Annotated in this window: 14 protein-coding genes and 2 tRNA genes; 3 read left to right on the top strand and 13 right to left on the bottom strand. The window is 60.5% G+C overall.

Annotation, left to right across the window (positions count from 1 at the left end; all coding sequences use genetic code 11):
• Window positions 1-120: 120 nt before the first annotated feature.
• From BN1118_RS02855 to pncC, 9 genes are all read right to left on the bottom strand, one after another.
• A tRNA-Arg gene (locus BN1118_RS02855) sits at window positions 121-197 on the bottom strand.
• A gap of 3 nt (window positions 198-200) precedes the next feature.
• A tRNA-Ser gene (locus BN1118_RS02850) sits at window positions 201-293 on the bottom strand.
• A 212-nt stretch (window positions 294-505) separates the two neighbouring features.
• Entirely contained in the window at window positions 506-694 is a 189-nt protein-coding gene (gene csrA / locus BN1118_RS02845; RefSeq protein ID WP_005315760.1) for a carbon storage regulator CsrA, read from the bottom strand.
• A gap of 93 nt (window positions 695-787) precedes the next feature.
• The gene (locus BN1118_RS02840) at window positions 788-2,035 is read right to left on the bottom strand and encodes an aspartate kinase (RefSeq protein WP_043554484.1); all 1,248 of its coding nucleotides are present in this window, start codon (window positions 2,033-2,035) and stop codon (window positions 788-790) included.
• 16 nt (window positions 2,036-2,051) lie between these two features.
• On the bottom strand, window positions 2,052-4,676 hold the full coding sequence (gene alaS / locus BN1118_RS02835) for an alanine--tRNA ligase (RefSeq protein WP_043554483.1): 2,625 nt from the start codon (window positions 4,674-4,676) through the stop codon (window positions 2,052-2,054).
• 146 nt (window positions 4,677-4,822) lie between these two features.
• Window positions 4,823-5,179, bottom strand: coding sequence for a hypothetical protein (locus BN1118_RS02830; protein WP_156994802.1), 357 nt, complete (start codon window positions 5,177-5,179; stop codon window positions 4,823-4,825).
• A 25-nt stretch (window positions 5,180-5,204) separates the two neighbouring features.
• Window positions 5,205-5,705: a regulatory protein RecX gene (locus BN1118_RS02825; protein WP_043554480.1), complete on the bottom strand. Its 501-nt coding sequence runs from the start codon at window positions 5,703-5,705 to the stop codon at window positions 5,205-5,207.
• A gap of 41 nt (window positions 5,706-5,746) precedes the next feature.
• The gene (recA, locus tag BN1118_RS02820) at window positions 5,747-6,808 is read right to left on the bottom strand and encodes a recombinase RecA (protein ID WP_042866551.1); all 1,062 of its coding nucleotides are present in this window, start codon (window positions 6,806-6,808) and stop codon (window positions 5,747-5,749) included.
• Window positions 6,809-6,888: 80 nt separating this feature from the next.
• Window positions 6,889-7,380, bottom strand: a complete 492-nt coding sequence (gene pncC / locus BN1118_RS02815) for a nicotinamide-nucleotide amidase (protein ID WP_043554479.1) — start codon at window positions 7,378-7,380, stop codon at window positions 6,889-6,891.
• A 281-nt stretch (window positions 7,381-7,661) separates the two neighbouring features.
• Here pncC and mutS point away from each other — a divergent pair, with 281 nt between their 5' ends.
• The gene (gene mutS, locus BN1118_RS02810) at window positions 7,662-10,232 is read left to right on the top strand and encodes a DNA mismatch repair protein MutS (protein ID WP_043554477.1); all 2,571 of its coding nucleotides are present in this window, start codon (window positions 7,662-7,664) and stop codon (window positions 10,230-10,232) included.
• An 84-nt stretch (window positions 10,233-10,316) separates the two neighbouring features.
• Here the strand turns inward: mutS and BN1118_RS02805 are convergent, their stop codons facing one another.
• Both BN1118_RS02805 and BN1118_RS02800 read right to left on the bottom strand, forming a co-directional pair.
• Entirely contained in the window at window positions 10,317-11,915 is a 1,599-nt protein-coding gene (locus BN1118_RS02805) for a BCCT family transporter (protein WP_043554476.1), read from the bottom strand.
• A 9-nt stretch (window positions 11,916-11,924) separates the two neighbouring features.
• Window positions 11,925-12,452 (bottom strand): hypothetical protein, encoded by a 528-nt coding sequence (locus BN1118_RS02800; protein ID WP_043141064.1) that lies wholly within the window; start codon window positions 12,450-12,452, stop codon window positions 11,925-11,927.
• 163 nt (window positions 12,453-12,615) lie between these two features.
• Between BN1118_RS02800 and BN1118_RS02795 the strand changes: the two genes are divergently transcribed.
• The gene (locus BN1118_RS02795; protein ID WP_042866558.1) at window positions 12,616-13,095 is read left to right on the top strand and encodes a MarR family winged helix-turn-helix transcriptional regulator; all 480 of its coding nucleotides are present in this window, start codon (window positions 12,616-12,618) and stop codon (window positions 13,093-13,095) included.
• Between the two features lie 78 nt (window positions 13,096-13,173).
• Here BN1118_RS02795 and BN1118_RS02790 read toward each other — a convergent pair whose 3' ends face one another.
• Entirely contained in the window at window positions 13,174-13,755 is a 582-nt protein-coding gene (locus tag BN1118_RS02790; RefSeq protein WP_043141062.1) for a YjaG family protein, read from the bottom strand.
• A gap of 163 nt (window positions 13,756-13,918) precedes the next feature.
• Between BN1118_RS02790 and BN1118_RS02785 the strand changes: the two genes are divergently transcribed.
• Window positions 13,919-14,863 carry a D-2-hydroxyacid dehydrogenase gene (locus tag BN1118_RS02785; RefSeq protein ID WP_043141060.1) on the top strand — a complete coding sequence of 315 codons (945 nt, stop codon included), beginning with the start codon at window positions 13,919-13,921 and terminating at the stop codon, window positions 14,861-14,863.
• Between the two features lie 72 nt (window positions 14,864-14,935).
• Here the strand turns inward: BN1118_RS02785 and mepM are convergent, their stop codons facing one another.
• Entirely contained in the window at window positions 14,936-16,273 is a 1,338-nt protein-coding gene (mepM, locus tag BN1118_RS02780; protein ID WP_043554473.1) for a murein DD-endopeptidase MepM, read from the bottom strand.
• Window positions 16,274-16,402: the final 129 nt, after the last annotated feature.

Here is a 16,402-nt window from a genome sequence, read left to right as displayed (position 1 = left end):
TCCAGCTGAGCTACGGGCGCCCTGATTTAAAACGATAAAAAAAGCTTACTTATCAGTAAGCCTTTTCCAAAGTGTCGACTTGCTGACGGTCAACACATGACTCTTGCTTGAGTCGTAATATGGTGCGCCCGGGAGGATTCGAACCTCCGACCACCTGGTTCGTAGCCAGGTACTCTATCCAGCTGAGCTACGGGCGCAAATGGCGGAGAAGGGGGGATTCGAACCCCCGATGCGGGTATAAGCCGCATACTCCCTTAGCAGGGGAGCGCCTTCAGCCTCTCGGCCACCTCTCCGTTTGCGGGGCTGATAATACTTCACAGGGATTTTTAGTCAAACACTTTTTTGGAGAAAAAAGCGTGTTCGCTCAGCATTTGGTCAAAGCGTGGAATATTCAAACAATATCAGTACTTATCCCGCAGTTTAGTGCCTTGCAGGGCGATTTCCGGAGCACGGAAAAACAAAAGGCGACACAGAGGTGTCGCCTTCAAGCAGCTATCGATGCGGCTTAGAAATTCGGTTGGCCCGGAACTTTCTCGGCCTGTATCCGCATGTAGATCTCTTCGCGGTGCACGGAGACCTCTTTCGGTGCGTTCACACCGATACGAACCTGATTGCCTTTAACGCCCAGTACGGTGACAGTCACTTCGTCACCAATCATCAGGGTTTCCCCTACACGACGAGTCAAAATAAGCATTCGCTTGCTCCTGTATCCTGTTTTGTATTTATATCGATATGCGACATTATCTTACAAAGATACCGATATGGTAAATGGTTGAAACTAAATCAATCAGGGATTGTTCCCCAAGGGCTGCTCATGAGGCTCATTATCCAGCCCGAAAGCGGCGTGCAACGCGCGCACCGCCAGCTCCAGGTACTTCTCGTCAATCACCACGGATATTTTGATTTCAGAGGTGGAAATCAACTGCATGTTGATCCCCTCCTCGCCCAATACCTTGAACATGGTGCGGGCGACGCCAGGATGATTCCACATGCCGACGCCGACGATGGACACCTTGGCTATCTCGCCGTTGCCCTGCACGCAGGCGGCCCCCAGCTCGCTGGCAGTCTCCTCCAGCAGGGCGCGCGCCCGGCGATAGTCATCGCGATTCACCGTGAAGGTGAAATCGGCGGTGCCATCGCCCAGGGTGTTCTGCACTATCATGTCGACATCAATGTTGGCATCGCTGATCGGATTCAGGATCTGCGCCGCCACCGTGGGCCGGTCCGGCACACCCAGAATAGTCAGGCTGGCCTCGTTGCGATTGAACGCAATCCCGGATACCAGGGGAGCTTCCATCCTCTCACCTCCATATGTGATTAAGGTTCCCTCTCCATCGACAAAGCTCGACAGCACCCTTAGTGGCACGCGGTACTTGCCCGCGAACTCCACCGAACGGATCTGCAGCACCTTGGCCCCCAGGCTCGCCATCTCCAGCATCTCCTCGAAGGTGATGGTGGAGAGACGACGGGCCTTGGGCTCGATGCGCGGATCCGTGGTATAGACCCCATCCACATCGGTAAAGATCTGGCATTCATCGGCCTTGATGGCAGCCGCCACCGCCACTGCCGTGGTATCCGACCCACCGCGCCCCAGCGTTGTGATGGCATTGTGCTCGTCACGGCCCTGGAATCCGGCGATCACCACCACCTTGCCCGCGCCCAGTTCAGCCTGAACCTGCTCGGTATCTATGTGGCTGATGCGCGCCTTGCCATAGGCGGAGTCGGTATGAATGCGTACCTGATCGCCGGTCATCGAGACCGCGGGACAACCGCGTTTGTTCAACGCGATCGCCAGCAGCGCTATGGTGACCTGCTCACCGGTGGAAACCAGCACATCCATCTCGCGCCGGTTGGCATCAGGATCCAACTGCTGGGCCATGCCCAGCAACCGGTTGGTTTCGCCCGACATGGCGGAGACAACCACCACCACATCGTGTCCCTGGGCGCGGGTCAGTTGAACCCGCTCAGCCACCGCCTCGATCCGCTCCAACGTGCCGACCGAGGTGCCGCCGTACTTCTGTACATAGAGTGCCACAGATCACCTCGCCCGATTACAGGCGCTCTTCCAGCCAGGAGTGAACAGATTGCAGCGCCGCAGGCACGGCTTCCGGCTGGGTACCACCCGCCTGCGCCATGTCGGGACGACCACCGCCCTTGCCGCCCACCTGCTGGGCCACCAGATTGACCAGCTCACCGGCCTTGACCTTGCCGGTCAAATCGCTGGTCACGCCGGCGATCAGGTTGACCTTGTCATCGCTGCTGGTTGCCAGCAGCACGACACCGGACTTCATCTGGTTCTTCAGCTCGTCCAGCATGCCGCGCAGTGACTTGGGATCGGCCCCTTCCAGCGCCGCGATCAGCACCTTCCGGCCATTGATCTCGATCACCTGACTCAGCAGGTCGCTACCGGCCTGAGCCGCCAGCTTGGCCTTGAGCTGCTCCAGCTCGCGCTCCATCATCTTGGACTTGTCCAGCATCTGGCGCACTTTGTCGGCGATGGAGAACTGATCCCCCTTCACCAGAGCCGCAGCCTCTTCGATCTGCTCACCCAGCTGGTGCATGAAATCGATGGCACCCTTGCCGGTCACGGCTTCGATACGACGCACGCCGGCGGCAATGCCGCTCTCGGCGATGATCTTGAAGAAGCCGATGTCACCGGTGCGCTTGGCGTGAGTACCGCCACACAGCTCGGTGGAGTAGTCGCCCATGCGCACCACGCGCACGTCGTCTTCGTATTTTTCGCCAAACAGCGCCATGGCACCGGCCGACTTGGCCGTTTCCAGATCCATCACCTGGGTGTTGACGTCATGGTTGGCACGGATCTGGGCGTTGACTAGCTCTTCGACCCGGCGAATGGTCGCCATGGTCAGGCCTTCGAAGTGGGAGAAGTCAAAGCGCATGCGCTCGGCGCCCACCAGAGACCCTTTCTGGGTCACGTGATCACCCAGCGCCTGACGCAGGGCGGCGTGCAGCAGGTGAGTCACAGAGTGGTTCAGAGCCACGGCCTGACGGCGCTCGCCATCGACCACGGCTTCGACCTCGGCACCCTTCTCCAGGGTGCCCAGCTCCAGATATCCCTTGTGAATGATGGCCTTGCCCGCTTTCTGGGTATCGGTCACGGCAAAGATGCCGTCATCCACCTTGAGGATGCCGCTGTCACCCACCTGACCACCGGACTCGGCGTAGAAGGGGGTTTCGGCCAGCACGACCACGGCTTCTTCACCTGAGATGAGGCCGTTCACTTCGACGCCATCCTTGTAGATGCCGACGACTGTCGTCTTCTGACTCAGCTGCTTGTACCCGGTGAACGGGGTCTCGAAGTCGAGCTTGAGCACTTCGTTGTAGTTCACACCGAAGCTGGAGGCCTCTTTCGCACGGGCGCGCTGCTTCTCCATCTCGGCGTTGAAGCCCTCTTCGTCGATACCGATCTCGCGCTCGCGCACCACGTCGGCGGTGAGATCTGCCGGGAAGCCATAAGTGTCATACAGCTTGAACACCACCTCGCCCGGGATGATCTTGGCATCGCCCAGGTTGGTCAGCACGTCTTCCAGCAACAGCAGGCCGCGATCCAGGGTACGGACGAACTGCTCCTCCTCGATGCGCAGCACGCGCTCGACCAGCGGCAGCTGGGCGATCAGCTCGACCGCCACGTCTTTCATCTGCACGGCCAGTTCGGCGGCCAGCTTGTAGAAGAAGACGTCGGTGGCGCCCAGCTTGCGACCGTGACGCACGGCGCGGCGAATGATGCGACGCAGCACATAACCACGCCCTTCGTTGGATGGCATGACACCGTCCGCCACCAGGAAGGCGCAGGAACGAATGTGATCGGCGATGACCCGCAGGGACTGGTTGTTCAGATCCGTGGTGCCGACTATCTCGGCGGCTTTCTTGATCAACGCCTGGAAGATGTCGATTTCATAGTTGGAGTGCACACCCTGCATGATGGCGGAGATACGCTCCAGCCCCATGCCGGTATCCACGGACGGACGGGGCAGAGGTTCCATGGTGCCATCGACCTGACGGTTGAACTGCATGAACACCACGTTCCAGATCTCGATGAAACGGTCGCCATCCTCTTCCGGTGAACCGGGAGGGCCACCCCAGAGGTGATCGCCGTGGTCATAGAATATCTCGGTGCAGGGGCCGCACGGACCTGTATCACCCATCTGCCAGAAGTTATCGGAAGCAAACGGAGCGCCCTTGTTGTCGCCGATGCGCACTATGCGCTCGACCGGCACACCCATTTCCTTTGCCCAGATGTCAAAGGCTTCATCATCCGTTTCATACACGGTTACCAGCAGGCGCTCTTTGGGCAGCTTGAGGGTCCCGGTCAGGAATTCCCAGGCAAAACGGATGGCATCCTGCTTGAAGTAGTCACCGAAGCTGAAGTTGCCCAGCATCTCGAAGAAGGTGTGGTGACGCGCGGTATAGCCGACGTTTTCCAGGTCATTGTGCTTGCCGCCAGCCCGCACGCAACGCTGGGCCGTGGTGGCGCGGTTGTAGGCACGCTTGTCGGCGCCAAGGAATACATCCTTGAACTGGTTCATGCCTGCGTTGGTGAACAACAGGGTCGGGTCGTTATGCGGCACCAGCGAGCTGGAGGAGACAACCTGGTGCCCCTGGGAGCGGAAATACTCGAGGAACGCTGAGCGTAACTCTGACGTGGACATATACATGGAAAATCCTGCTTGATTCGAATACGGACTTTTAACCGCATTAATGTAAGTTTTCTGCGGGGTAAAGTAAAACGTACCAGCCCGTGACGGGTGAAAAAGCGCGCATAACGCCGTGTTGGCAGACAAGGGAGGCAAACCTGCCGTTTTTAGCGGGGAAATGCGGTCAGCAGCGGGAGAATTTTCAGGCTTAAATCCGAGGGGCTATCACCCGGCAGCATGTCGGCGATTCGGCCAGCCATGGCTAAATCGCAAGCGAATGACGCTAGGCGGCACGGCCGATGGCATTGATGGCCCTTGCGGGCCAGATCGCTGGCAAGGAGCCAGTGCAATGCAACCACAGTAAAAGAAAAAGCGCTCACCTGGGGGCGTTCAGGAGAAGCGCCGGGCGGCGAAGGCCATGGGGCGGCAACCCTCTCCACCGCCAGAGTGGTGAAGCCAGGCGCGATGACCATGGCAAAGAGCAGCTCAGACCCCCTCTTCAAGCCGTTTTCCTGGCGACCCATTCAACCGTCAGTGGCAAACGCCACGCTAGGCACTCTGCTCCATCATGGCTGCGATGGCATAACGAGCCTGATCCTGGTTGAACCCGCGTCCCAGCAGATACTTGATCCACTTCATCCGCAGCTTGAAATCCCCCAGATCACTGACCCTGGCCCGTCGTTGCAGCAACGCGAGTGCCAGCTCGAACCAGTCCAGCTCGGGCTGTTCGAAGGCGGCCTCTATCTGTGCATCACTCAGTCCCTTGCGGCGCAGATCGAAGCGGATCTTGATGGGCCCCTGCCCCTTGGTCGCACCGGCTCGTACCGCCATGGCGCCATAACGCTCGTCATCGACCCAGTTGTAGCCGCGACAGTAGTCGAGTACCGCCTCGATCACCTCGTTATTGAAACCCTGCTTGCGCAGCCGGTTGGCCAGCTCGGACTCGGCGCTCTCGCGGCGGGCCAGACTGCGCATGGCAAAGGCTCGGGCCGCCGCCAGCTGCTCTTCAAAGGTGAGTTCGACAGACTCGTCAGCAGATTCATCAAGCATAAATAACAAGGCCGGGTATCAACCCGGCCTTCCTTTGTTCCTTATTCGAACTCTTGTTCGCTTTCGGCTTCGAGCTCGTCAGCGTCAGCCGCCACCGGCTTCTCGGCCGGCGCATCACCGGAGAGCAGCAGCTCACGCAGTCTGGCTTCGACCTCGGCCGCCATCGCCTTGTTCTCGGAGAAGAGCTTCATCACGTTGGCCTTGCCCTGACCGATCTTCTCGCCGTTGTAGCTGTACCAGGCTCCGGCCTTGTCGATCAGCTTGTGCTTGACACCCAGATCCACCAGCTCGCCCTCCTTGGAGATACCGACACCGTAGAAGATCTGGAATTCAGCCTGCTTGAAGGGAGGGGCAACCTTGTTCTTGACCACCTTGACGCGGGTCTCGTTACCGACCACTTCGTCGCCTTCCTTGATGGCGCCGATGCGACGGATATCCAGACGCACGGAGGCGTAGAACTTGAGCGCGTTACCACCGGTAGTGGTTTCCGGGCTGCCAAACATGACGCCGATCTTCATCCGGATCTGGTTGATGAAGATACAGAGGCAGTTGGCGTTCTTGATGTTGGCGGTCAGCTTGCGCAGTGCCTGGGACATCAGACGAGCCTGCAGGCCGACGTGGGAGTCACCCATCTCGCCTTCGATTTCCGCTTTCGGGGTCAGGGCCGCCACCGAGTCGACTATGATGACGTCAACCGCGTTGGAGCGCACCAGCATGTCGCAGATTTCCAGCGCCTGCTCACCCGTATCCGGCTGGGAGATCAGCAGGTCGTCGACGTTGACGCCCAGCTTGGCCGCATAGATGGGGTCGAGGGCGTGTTCCGCATCGATGAAGGCACAGACCTTGCCCTTCTTCTGGGCTTCCGCAATCACCTGCAGGGTGAGGGTGGTTTTACCGGAAGATTCCGGGCCGTAGATCTCGACGATACGACCACACGGCAGGCCACCGATGCCCAGCGCCACGTCCAGAGAGAGGGAACCGGTAGAGATGGCTTCGATATCCATGGTCTTGCTGTCGCCCAGACGCATGATGGAGCCTTTGCCGAACTGCTTTTCAATCTGACCCAGCGCAGCCGCCAGTGCCTTCTGTTTGTTCTGATCCATGCCAATCTCCGCTGGAAATCGTGAGTAAGAAGTGAAGTTGGGCTAAGTATACTGTCTATTCATACAGTATCAAGCCCAATTTATCTGAGCAGAGCCAACAGACCGGCCAGGGCCTGCCTGACCGCCTGCTGGCGTACCTGCCGCCTGTCCCCGTCGAACCGGGCCAACAGGGAGTGATGACGACCACTGCGATCCGCCCAGGCGAACCAGACGGTGCCGACCGGTTTGTCCTCTGTGGCGCCGCCGGGGCCCGCGATGCCGCTAATGGCCACGCTGATGGCGGCCGACGAGTTCGCCAGCGCGCCACGGGCCATCTCCAGCACCACGGCCTCGCTCACGGCGCCCTGCTCCCGCAGGCTCTGGTCGCTCACCCCCAGCATCTGCTGCTTGGCCTCATTGGTGTAGGTGACAAAGCCGCGATCGAACCAGCCGGAGCTGCCGGCTATGTCGGTGATGGCCGTAGCCACCCCGCCACCGGTACAGGATTCGGCGGTAGCCGCCAGCCAGCCACGCTGGCTCAGGGCCAGGCCCAGCTCGGTGGCGAGCTGCTCTATTTCAGCATCCAGTTTCATCCCGGCTCCTTCTGATCCGCTCAAGAGGCACATTATGCGATCCCGATCCTGTCGCCCGCAACCGCGGCAGGGCAGAACCCGACCGCCCCCGTCGCGGCACTGATGTGCGGCTCTGGGGCCCAGTCGCGCAGGCGCCGCCTGCCAGGGCTTGCCGACTATGCCGACAGCACCATGGAAGCCATGCCTCCACTGCGGCGGCGCTTATGTGTAGAATGGCCTCCATTCGTTCAGAGCTCATCACCGCAGACCCAGGCCCGCAGAGGCCCCTTCTGGAATAGAACATGACAGCACAATACCAAGCCAGCGGCGCCAATCTGAGCGCCCACACGCCCATGATGCAGCAGTACCTTGGCCTCAAGGCCGAGAACCCGGAGATACTGCTGTTCTACCGGATGGGCGACTTCTACGAGCTGTTCTACGACGATGCCCGCAAGGCCTCCCAGCTGCTCGATATCTCCCTGACCAAGCGCGGCCAGTCGGCGGGCAGCCCCATTCCCATGGCGGGCGTCCCCTATCACGCCATCGAGGGCTATCTGGCCAAGCTGATACAGCTCGGTGAATCCGCCGCCATCTGCGAGCAGGTGGGGGATCCTGCCACCAGCAAGGGGCCGGTGGAGCGCAAGGTCATCCGCATCATCACACCGGGCACGGTCTCCGACGAGGCGCTGCTCAGCGAGCGACAGGACAACCTGATCGCCGCCGTCTATCACGATGGCCGCCGCTTCGGCTACGGCACCATGGACATCGGCTCCGGCCGCTTCTTCATCAACCAGTTCGATAAGGAAGAGACGCTGCTGGCGGAGCTGCAACGCACCAACCCGGCTGAGCTGCTCTATCCCGAATCCTTCGCGTTTTTGCAGCACGTCGAGGGTCGCCGCGGCCTGCGCCGTCGCCCCGAGTGGGAGTTTGAGCTGGGCACAGCCCGCACCCTCTTGTGCCAGCAGTTCGGCACTCAGGATCTGGTGGGCTTTGGGGTCGACCAGAGCGAGACAGCCCTGTGCGCCGCAGGTTGCCTGATGCAGTACGTCAAGGACACCCAGCGTACCGCCCTGCCCCACATCCGCAGCGTGCGCCTCGAGCAGCCCGATCACGCCGTCATCATGGATGCCGCCACCCGCCGCAACCTGGAGCTGACCCAGAATCTGGCGGGAGGGTATGAAAATACCCTGAGCGATGTGCTGGATCGCACCGCCACCCCCATGGGCAGTCGCCTGCTCAAGCGCTGGATCCATCAGCCGATCCGCGATCGGGTGATCCTCAAGGGTCGCCAGAGCACCATCAAGGAGTTGATCGAGCAGAACCTCTACGACGAGCTGGGCAACCTGCTGCGTCAGGTAGGCGACGTGGAACGCGTCTTGGCTCGCCTCGCTCTGCGTTCCGCCCGCCCGCGCGACCTCACCCGGCTGCGGCAGGCATTCGCCCAGCTGCCCGAGCTACAGCGCCTGCTGGCGGATAACCAGCACGAGGCGGTGCAGCAACTGGCCGAGCGCGCCAGCACCTTCCCCGAGCTGCTCGACCTGCTGGAGCGCGCCGTGATGGAGGTGCCACCCGTACTGATCCGCGATGGCGGCGTCATCCGTGACGGCTTCAACCAGGAGCTGGACGAGTTGCGGGATCTGGCCAACGGCGCCACCGCCAGCCTGGCCCGCATCGAGGAGCGCGAGAAGCAGCTGACCGGCATCAACACCCTCAAGGTGGGCTACAACAGGGTGCACGGCTTCTATATCGAGGTGAGCCGGGCCAACAGCCATCTGGTGCCAGCCCACTACATACGCCGCCAGACCCTCAAGAACAACGAACGCTACATCATAGACGAGCTGAAAAAGTACGAGGACAAGGTGCTCACGGCCCAGGCTCAGGCGCTGGCGCTGGAGAAACGGCTGTACGAGGAGCTGCTCGACACCCTGCTGCCCCATCTCGGCGATCTGCAGGAGTCGGCGTCCGCGCTGGCGGAGCTGGACGTGCTGGCCAACCTGGCGGAGCGGGCCGAGACCCTGGACTACCGTTGCCCGCGACTTATCGACGAGGATCAGATCATCATCGAGGCGGGCCGCCACCCCGTGGTGGAGCAGGTGATGAGCGATCCCTTTATCGCCAACCCCATCCGGCTTGAGCGGGAGCGCCGGATGCTGATCATCACAGGTCCCAACATGGGCGGTAAATCCACCTATATGCGCCAGACCGCGCTGATCGTGCTGCTGGCCCACATCGGTGCCTTCGTGCCCGCCGACAGCGCCCGCATCGGCCCCATAGACCGCATCTTCACCCGCATCGGGGCGTCGGACGATCTCGCCTCCGGCCGTTCCACCTTTATGGTGGAAATGACAGAGACCGCCAATATCCTCAACAACGCCACCGCCCGCAGTCTGGTGCTGATGGACGAGATTGGCCGCGGCACCAGCACCTACGACGGCCTCTCGCTGGCCTGGGCCTGCGCCGAACAGCTGGCGAGCAAGATTGGCGCCTACACCCTGTTTGCCACCCACTATTTCGAGCTGACCCGGCTGCCGGAGCTGATCGAGGGGCTGGCCAACGTCCATCTGGACGCGGTCGAGCACGGCGACACCATCGCCTTCATGCACGCGGTGCAGGAGGGGGCGGCCAGCCGCTCCTACGGCCTGCAGGTCGCAGCGCTGGCGGGAGTGCCGAAATCGGTGATCCATCAGGCCCGCCACAAGCTGGCGGAGCTCGAAAGCGCCACGCCTCCGGCCGCAGGTGAAACACGCCCGACGCCGGTGACGCTGGCCCCCCAGTCCCATCCTGTGGTGGATGAGCTGGAGGCGGTGCGCCCGGACGAGCTGACCCCCCGCCAGGCGCTGGATCTGCTCTATCGCCTCAAGCAGATGCTGTGATCGGCCGCCGAGCACAGGAAATAACAATGAAAAAGGGGAACCTCGCGGTTCCCCTTTCGTTTTGCACTCTTTGCCACTGCGTGGTCAGGCCGGGCCTATGCGATCCAGCAGGCTCAGGTTGACCGAGCCGGGATGACGCTTGAGCTTCTGCCGGTACTCGAACTGGTGCTGGCTCTCCTGCTTGAGCCCCAGCATCAGCGAGTAGCACATGGCCAGCATGATCAGCGAGAAGGGCAGCGCGGCTATGATGCTGGCCGCCTGCAGGGCCGCCAGTCCGCCGGACACCAGCAGGATGGCCGCCACCAGCCCCTGCCCCAGACCCCAGATGGCGCGGTGCAGCACCGGAGGATCCTGATCGCCGATGGAGAGCAGAGTCGTGATGACGAGCGTGCCCGAGTCGCTGGAGGTGATGAAGTAGGTACAGATCAGCAAGGTCAGCACCCCCTTGGCAATCCAGCCGAAGGTCTCCCAATGCAGCAGTTCTACCGTCTGGTAGAGCGCCAGGGTCACATCTTTATTGACCGCAGCCACCACGCCACCGCCGCCGAACAGCTCCAGATTCATGGCCGTACCGCCGAACACCGTCAGCCAGAACATGCCGAGCAGCGAGGGCACCAGCAGCACGCCGAGCACGAACTCACGTATGGTGCGCCCCTTGGAGATGCGGGCGATGAACATGCCGACAAACGGCGCCCAGGCGATCCACCAGCCCCAGTAAAATGCGGTCCAGCTCGATTGCCAGGCCGAGGTGCCGTTGGCCTCGGTGTTGGTCCAGAAGCTGAGTTTGACGATGTTTTGCAGGTAGTCGCCGATGTTCTGCACATAGGCGTTGAGGATATAGGTGGTCGGCCCCAGCACCAGGAAGAGGCCGAGCACGAACACGCTCAGCCAGATGTTGAGCTCGGAGAGCAGCTTGACCCCGCGCCCCACGCCAGAGACCGCCGACAGGGTCGCGATCAGGCTGATGCCGCCGATGAGCCAGAGCTGATTGGACTGAGACACCGCCATGCCGAACATCTGGTTGAGGCCGGTATTCATCTGGGAGACGCCGAGACCGAGGGAGGTCGCCACCCCGAACACGGTACCGAACACCGCCAGCACGTCGGCGGCATGGCCCCAGAAGCCGTAGATCCGCTCGCCTAGAATGGGATAGAGCACGGAGCGAATGGCCAGCGGCAGCTTGCGACGGTAACTGAAGAAAGCCAGCGACAGGCCGACGATCACATAGATGGCCCAGGGGTGCAGGCCCCAATGGAAGAAGGTGAGACGCATGGCGATCTGGGCCGCCTCCGGGGTCATGCCTTCGGTGATGAAGGGATTGCCCTGCAGGTGGTTCATGGGCTCGGCTATGCTCCAGAACACCAGCCCTATACCCATGCCGGCGCTGAACAGCATGGAGAACCAGGCAAAGTAGCCGAACTCCGGTACCTGGTCGTCGTCACCCAGCCGTATGCTGCCGAAACGGCTGAACATCAGATAGACGGCGAAGAACAGGAACAGGGCGACCACCAGAATGTAGTACCACTTGAACCCGGCAATGATCTGATCCTTGGCGCCGACGAACCAGGCGGCGGCCGTTTCGGGCACGAATACGCCAAACAGCAGGAACAGGGTGATGACAGTGAGCGCCGTCATGGCCATGGTCGGGTTGAGGCCTTTCAATAGCCCTTTGGTTGCTCTCATCGGGCCTCCTTAGTCGTTGTTGAAAAAGTCTTCGCCCACATGCTCACCGGCACCACCGATGGCGCGATAGACCATGCGACCCGCGGCCAGTTCACGATGGTCCACCAAGGTGACGGAAGGCTGGCCATTCACGGCGTGGCGCTTGCCAAGGAAGATGGCCATGGGCACGCCCAGATTGGAGATGCCGCTGGTGATCCAGAGCCGGTTGAAGTCATAGGAACCGCCGATGAACTCCAGCTGGGCCAGGCCGGTATCCAGACCGGTCAGGTAGAAGTTCATGGCGCTCTCGTCGGGAAAGAGGTGGACCAGCACATAGGCATAACGTAATTCGTTCACCAACTCCTTTAGGTTGAAAGCACCAGTCTCGCTACAGGAGAGGGGAAGCTCACCATCATAGTGGTGCACCTTGAGGGTGTTGGGGTCTTCGTCATAGGCGGGCTGATAACGCACGAAAGCCGAGGTGTCAGGCAGTTCGTAACGCACTCTGACCACCCGTAGCTCGGCAACCAGAGACTTGATGTCCAGATCGTTATTCATCATCTCGCTCCTCAAATGTCGGGTTAAAATCCGGAAAACGGCGGACAACCTAACACAAAAATCATTAGAGCAGAAATCATTAGACCAAAAACCATATTGACCTGATGAGGAATTAGGCGGAGAATTTTGCGCCTCTCAACAGCCCCCCAATGACTCAGATCCCATGGAAAAACATGATGAAGTGCTGGTCGCACTGCGCCAGATTATTCGTGCCATCGATATGCACTCCAAGCGCTTGATCAAGGAAGCCGGGCTGACATCGCCGCAGCTCTTGCTGCTCAAGGGGATCAACGAGCTGGGGCAGATCTCCATGCGTCAGTTGGCGGATCACACCAACATGAGCCAGGCTACCGCGACCACCATCATGGACCGTCTCGAGAGCCGCCAGCTGGTGCAGCGCATTCGCAGTGAAACCGACAAGCGCAAGGTCCACGCGACACTCACTGACGCAGGCCGTGCCCTGCTGGCCCAGGCGCCGACCCCGCTGCAAGAGAGCTTCATCCAGCGTTTTCAGGCGCTGGAAATCTGGGAGCAGGGGCTGTTGCTCTCCTCCCTGCAGCGTATCTCGGCCATGATGAATGCCGATGGCATAGATGCCGCCCCCGTGCTGAGCGTCAGACCGCTCACCGAAGAACGGGCATGAGAAGGGAGCAGGTATAAAAAAAGCTCCCGACGGGAGCTTTTTTCTATGGGGACGTTTTCGACAGATCCCGTGGCGATGTCACTCGTCCAGGCTGATGCCTATGTTGGAAACACCGTCCTGGGCCGCAAATGCCCTGATCGCCAGGATGCGGTCGCTGTCACGCTCGTGGGCCACCCGTTTGAGCAGCTCGACCTGAAACTCCAGCTCGGCCTCGATGTACTCGTGCTCGTAGAGTTCCTCTTCGGTCATGTCGCGCTCTTCCAGCATCTCGATGAAACCGGCCACGGTTCCCACTGAGGCATGGCTGGCGTCTTCGGCTTCTTCGCCGACCCGGCAGATCACCGAGTTGTAGGCACAACCCAGCGCCACGCAGGCATCCAGCGCCGGATAGGCACCGTAGGATTCAAACTTGCCTGGCTCCGGAATGTAGACTTCAAACGCCTCCAGGATGGCCCCCAGATTGACGCGGGATCCCTTTACCGTCAGGTAGTTCCACATCTGATCCAGCGCGTTGCGAAACGCCTTGGCATCGCCGAAGCCGGATGCCTGGGCAAACAGCGCATAGTTGGGGTACATGCGCTCCGCCAGCGCCAGGGTGTAGACGGTCTGTTGCCAAGGCTGTAGCTCGGCCAGTCGCTTATAAAACTTGTCACCAAACACTGGAGTCGGATCCTTTGCAAAATGTGGGGCAGATTGTAGCCCACGAGGGGCCGCGCGAAAACGAATAAAGCGGCCCGGTCGACTATCTTGCCCGATCAACTCGGGTAAGATAAACACAGAGCGGCCTCTCTCCCGCGCCGCAAATCTGATAAGGAACAAGAGTATGAGTCAACGTACCCTTCTTTTGCTCAGCCAGGACAACGCGCACTACGAGCGCCTGCTCAAGGCGGCCCATCTCCCCCATTTGCGCATTCTGAGAGCCGACAGCCAGAGCGAGGCCGAGAAACTGATCGGAGAGGCTCACATACTGATGGCCGAGCCGGCGCGGGCCAAGCCGCTGCTAGCCAGGGCCAACAAGCTGAGCTGGTTCCAGTCCACCTATGCCGGCGTCGACGTGCTGCTGGATGCCAGCTGCCGCCGCGATTATCAACTCACCAATGTGCGCGGCATCTTCGGCCCGCTGATGAGCGAGTACGTGTTCGGTCACCTGCTCAGCCTGATGCGCCAGCTGCCGCTCTACCGGGAGCAGCAGAAGCAGCGGCTGTGGCAGAGCCACCCGTATCAGGGGCTAAAGGGGCGCACCCTGCTGATCCTGGGGACCGGCAGCATAGGCCAGCACCTGGCCCACACCGGCAAGCATTTTGGCATGAAGGTGCTCGGCGTCAGTCGCAGCGGCCGTGAGCGGGCCGGTTTCGATCAGGTGTATCAGCTGCCAGCGCTGAACAAGATGCTGGCCCAGGCCGACGTCATCGTCAGTGTCCTGCCCGCCACCCGCGAGACCCATCATCTGTTTACCGCCTCCCGTTTCGAACATTGCAAACCGGGCGCCATCCTGTTCAACGTCGGTCGCGGCAATGCCATCAACGAAGGCGATCTGCTGACCGCCCTGCGTACCGGCAAGCTGGGCATGGCGGTGCTGGACGTGTTCGAGCAGGAGCCCCTGCCCGCAGACAGCCCGCTCTGGGGCCAGCCCAACCTCATCATCACCCCGCACAACAGCGCCTACAGCTTCCCCGATGATGTGGCCCAGATCTTCGTGCGCAACTACATCCGCTTTATCGACGGTCAGCCGCTGGACGGCAAGATAGACTTCGACAAGGGTTACTGATCCGCCCATGGCGCCAACGAAAAGGCCCCGCCAATGTGGCGGGGCCTTTTTCTATTCGGCTGGAAACCGGCCTCAGCCTGCCTCCATCTCCTTGCGATAGCTCTTCACCTTGGCGAGGAACTGGCGCTTGGCCTTGCCGGAGAGCGGCTCCGCCATCGGCAGCTTGACCTTCATGGCATCGACCGGGCGGTTGTTGATCCGCACCTCGTAGTGCAGGTGAGCACCGGTGGAACGGCCCGTGTTGCCGGAGAGCCCAATCTTGTCGCCCATTTTCACCTTCTGGCCGGTTTTCACCAGCAACTTGCTCAGGTGCAGATAACGGGTCATCAGGGTACGACCGTGCTTGATCACCACATAGGTACCGGCCAGCGGGTGACTGGTGGCCTTGAGCACGACACCGTCACCGGTAGCCAATACAGGCGTGCCCACCGGCAGGGCAAAGTCGGTGCCCTCGTGAGGGCGAACCTGACCTGTGATCGGGTGGCGACGATTCGGGTTGAAGCTGGAGCTGACCCGATAACGGCTGTGGGTCGGATAGCGGCGGAAACCGCGCTCCAGGCTGTTGCCCTGGCCATCATAATAGTTGCCATCTTCCGACAACCAGGCCGAGACGCCCTGCCCCTGATTGAACACTTCGACCCCCAGCAACTGGGTGTTGCCCGTGCTCTTGCCCTCGACCGTCTCCTGACGGACCAGCACCTTGAACTTGTCGCCCTTTTTCAGATCCTTGGCGAAATTCAACCGCCACTGGAACAGGTTGGCAATCTTCTGGATGTGGTTGGCCGGGATCCCCGCATTGCGGGCACTGACATAGAAGCTGCCGTTGATGACGCCGTCATAACTCTTCTGCTGCCACTGCACCTCTTCATTGAGCATGCTGGCGCTGTAGGTGTCATCGGTGCGCTCCAGGATCAGGGTCTGCTTGATGTTCAGACGAATCTTCATCTGTTGCAGTATGTTGTCCTGATCGATCAGCAACTCTATGGTCTGACCGGGTTTGAGGCGGGCCAGATTGTTTTGGCCATCCGCATCCAGCACCTTGTAGAGAGTGGTGGTCGAGAGCCCCAGGTTGTTGAAGATGGTGGTCAGGTTTTCACCGTTGCGCACCCTGTAGTCCTGCCACTGGGGAGTGGCATCGGTCGGGATGTCATCTTCCGGGGTCGCGGCTTCCACCAGCTCATGATCCGGGATGTCGTTAAAATCCGTATTGTCTTCGTTGGTTGCCGTGCCGTTGGTGGCAATGGGCAACTCCAGACGCAATGGCCGCTCCAGGATGTCACCTGGTGCCGGCAATATGGCTACCGCTGACAGCGTCATGGCCGTGAGCAGTAACATGGCGTAAAAATGCTTGCGGGGAACCGGGGGTTCCCAATTGGCAGCCTGTGCTACCAAGGGACGGAGACGTTTCATCCGCTATCCTGTCATTAGATCCAAGGGTGTTAGTGGTCAGTCTGTTTGCTATAGAACCGTATAAAACTGATTGTTTGACCTAAATACTCACAATTAGTTCATAGCAATCTGCATGAACCTCACATTTTA

The organism is Aeromonas bestiarum (assembly GCF_000819745.1).
Lineage (GTDB): Bacteria > Pseudomonadota > Gammaproteobacteria > Enterobacterales > Aeromonadaceae > Aeromonas > Aeromonas bestiarum.
This window is presented reverse-complemented; position numbering and strand designations above follow the sequence as displayed.

Coding starts and splice junctions, on each gene's coding strand:
- csrA (WP_005315760.1), bottom strand. CDS start 694: ATGCTTATTTTGACTCGTCGTGTAGGGGAAACCCTGATGATTGGTGAC.
- BN1118_RS02830 (WP_156994802.1), bottom strand. CDS start 5,179: ATGGGTCGCCAGGAAAACGGCTTGAAGAGGGGGTCTGAGCTGCTCTTT.
- BN1118_RS02785 (WP_043141060.1), top strand. CDS start 13,919: ATGAGTCAACGTACCCTTCTTTTGCTCAGCCAGGACAACGCGCACTAC.
- BN1118_RS02825 (WP_043554480.1), bottom strand. CDS start 5,705: ATGCTTGATGAATCTGCTGACGAGTCTGTCGAACTCACCTTTGAAGAG.
- BN1118_RS02795 (WP_042866558.1), top strand. CDS start 12,616: ATGGAAAAACATGATGAAGTGCTGGTCGCACTGCGCCAGATTATTCGT.
- mutS (WP_043554477.1), top strand. CDS start 7,662: ATGACAGCACAATACCAAGCCAGCGGCGCCAATCTGAGCGCCCACACG.
- BN1118_RS02805 (WP_043554476.1), bottom strand. CDS start 11,915: ATGAGAGCAACCAAAGGGCTATTGAAAGGCCTCAACCCGACCATGGCC.
- BN1118_RS02800 (WP_043141064.1), bottom strand. CDS start 12,452: ATGAATAACGATCTGGACATCAAGTCTCTGGTTGCCGAGCTACGGGTG.
- pncC (WP_043554479.1), bottom strand. CDS start 7,380: ATGAAACTGGATGCTGAAATAGAGCAGCTCGCCACCGAGCTGGGCCTG.
- recA (WP_042866551.1), bottom strand. CDS start 6,808: ATGGATCAGAACAAACAGAAGGCACTGGCGGCTGCGCTGGGTCAGATT.
- mepM (WP_043554473.1), bottom strand. CDS start 16,273: ATGAAACGTCTCCGTCCCTTGGTAGCACAGGCTGCCAATTGGGAACCC.
- alaS (WP_043554483.1), bottom strand. CDS start 4,676: ATGTATATGTCCACGTCAGAGTTACGCTCAGCGTTCCTCGAGTATTTC.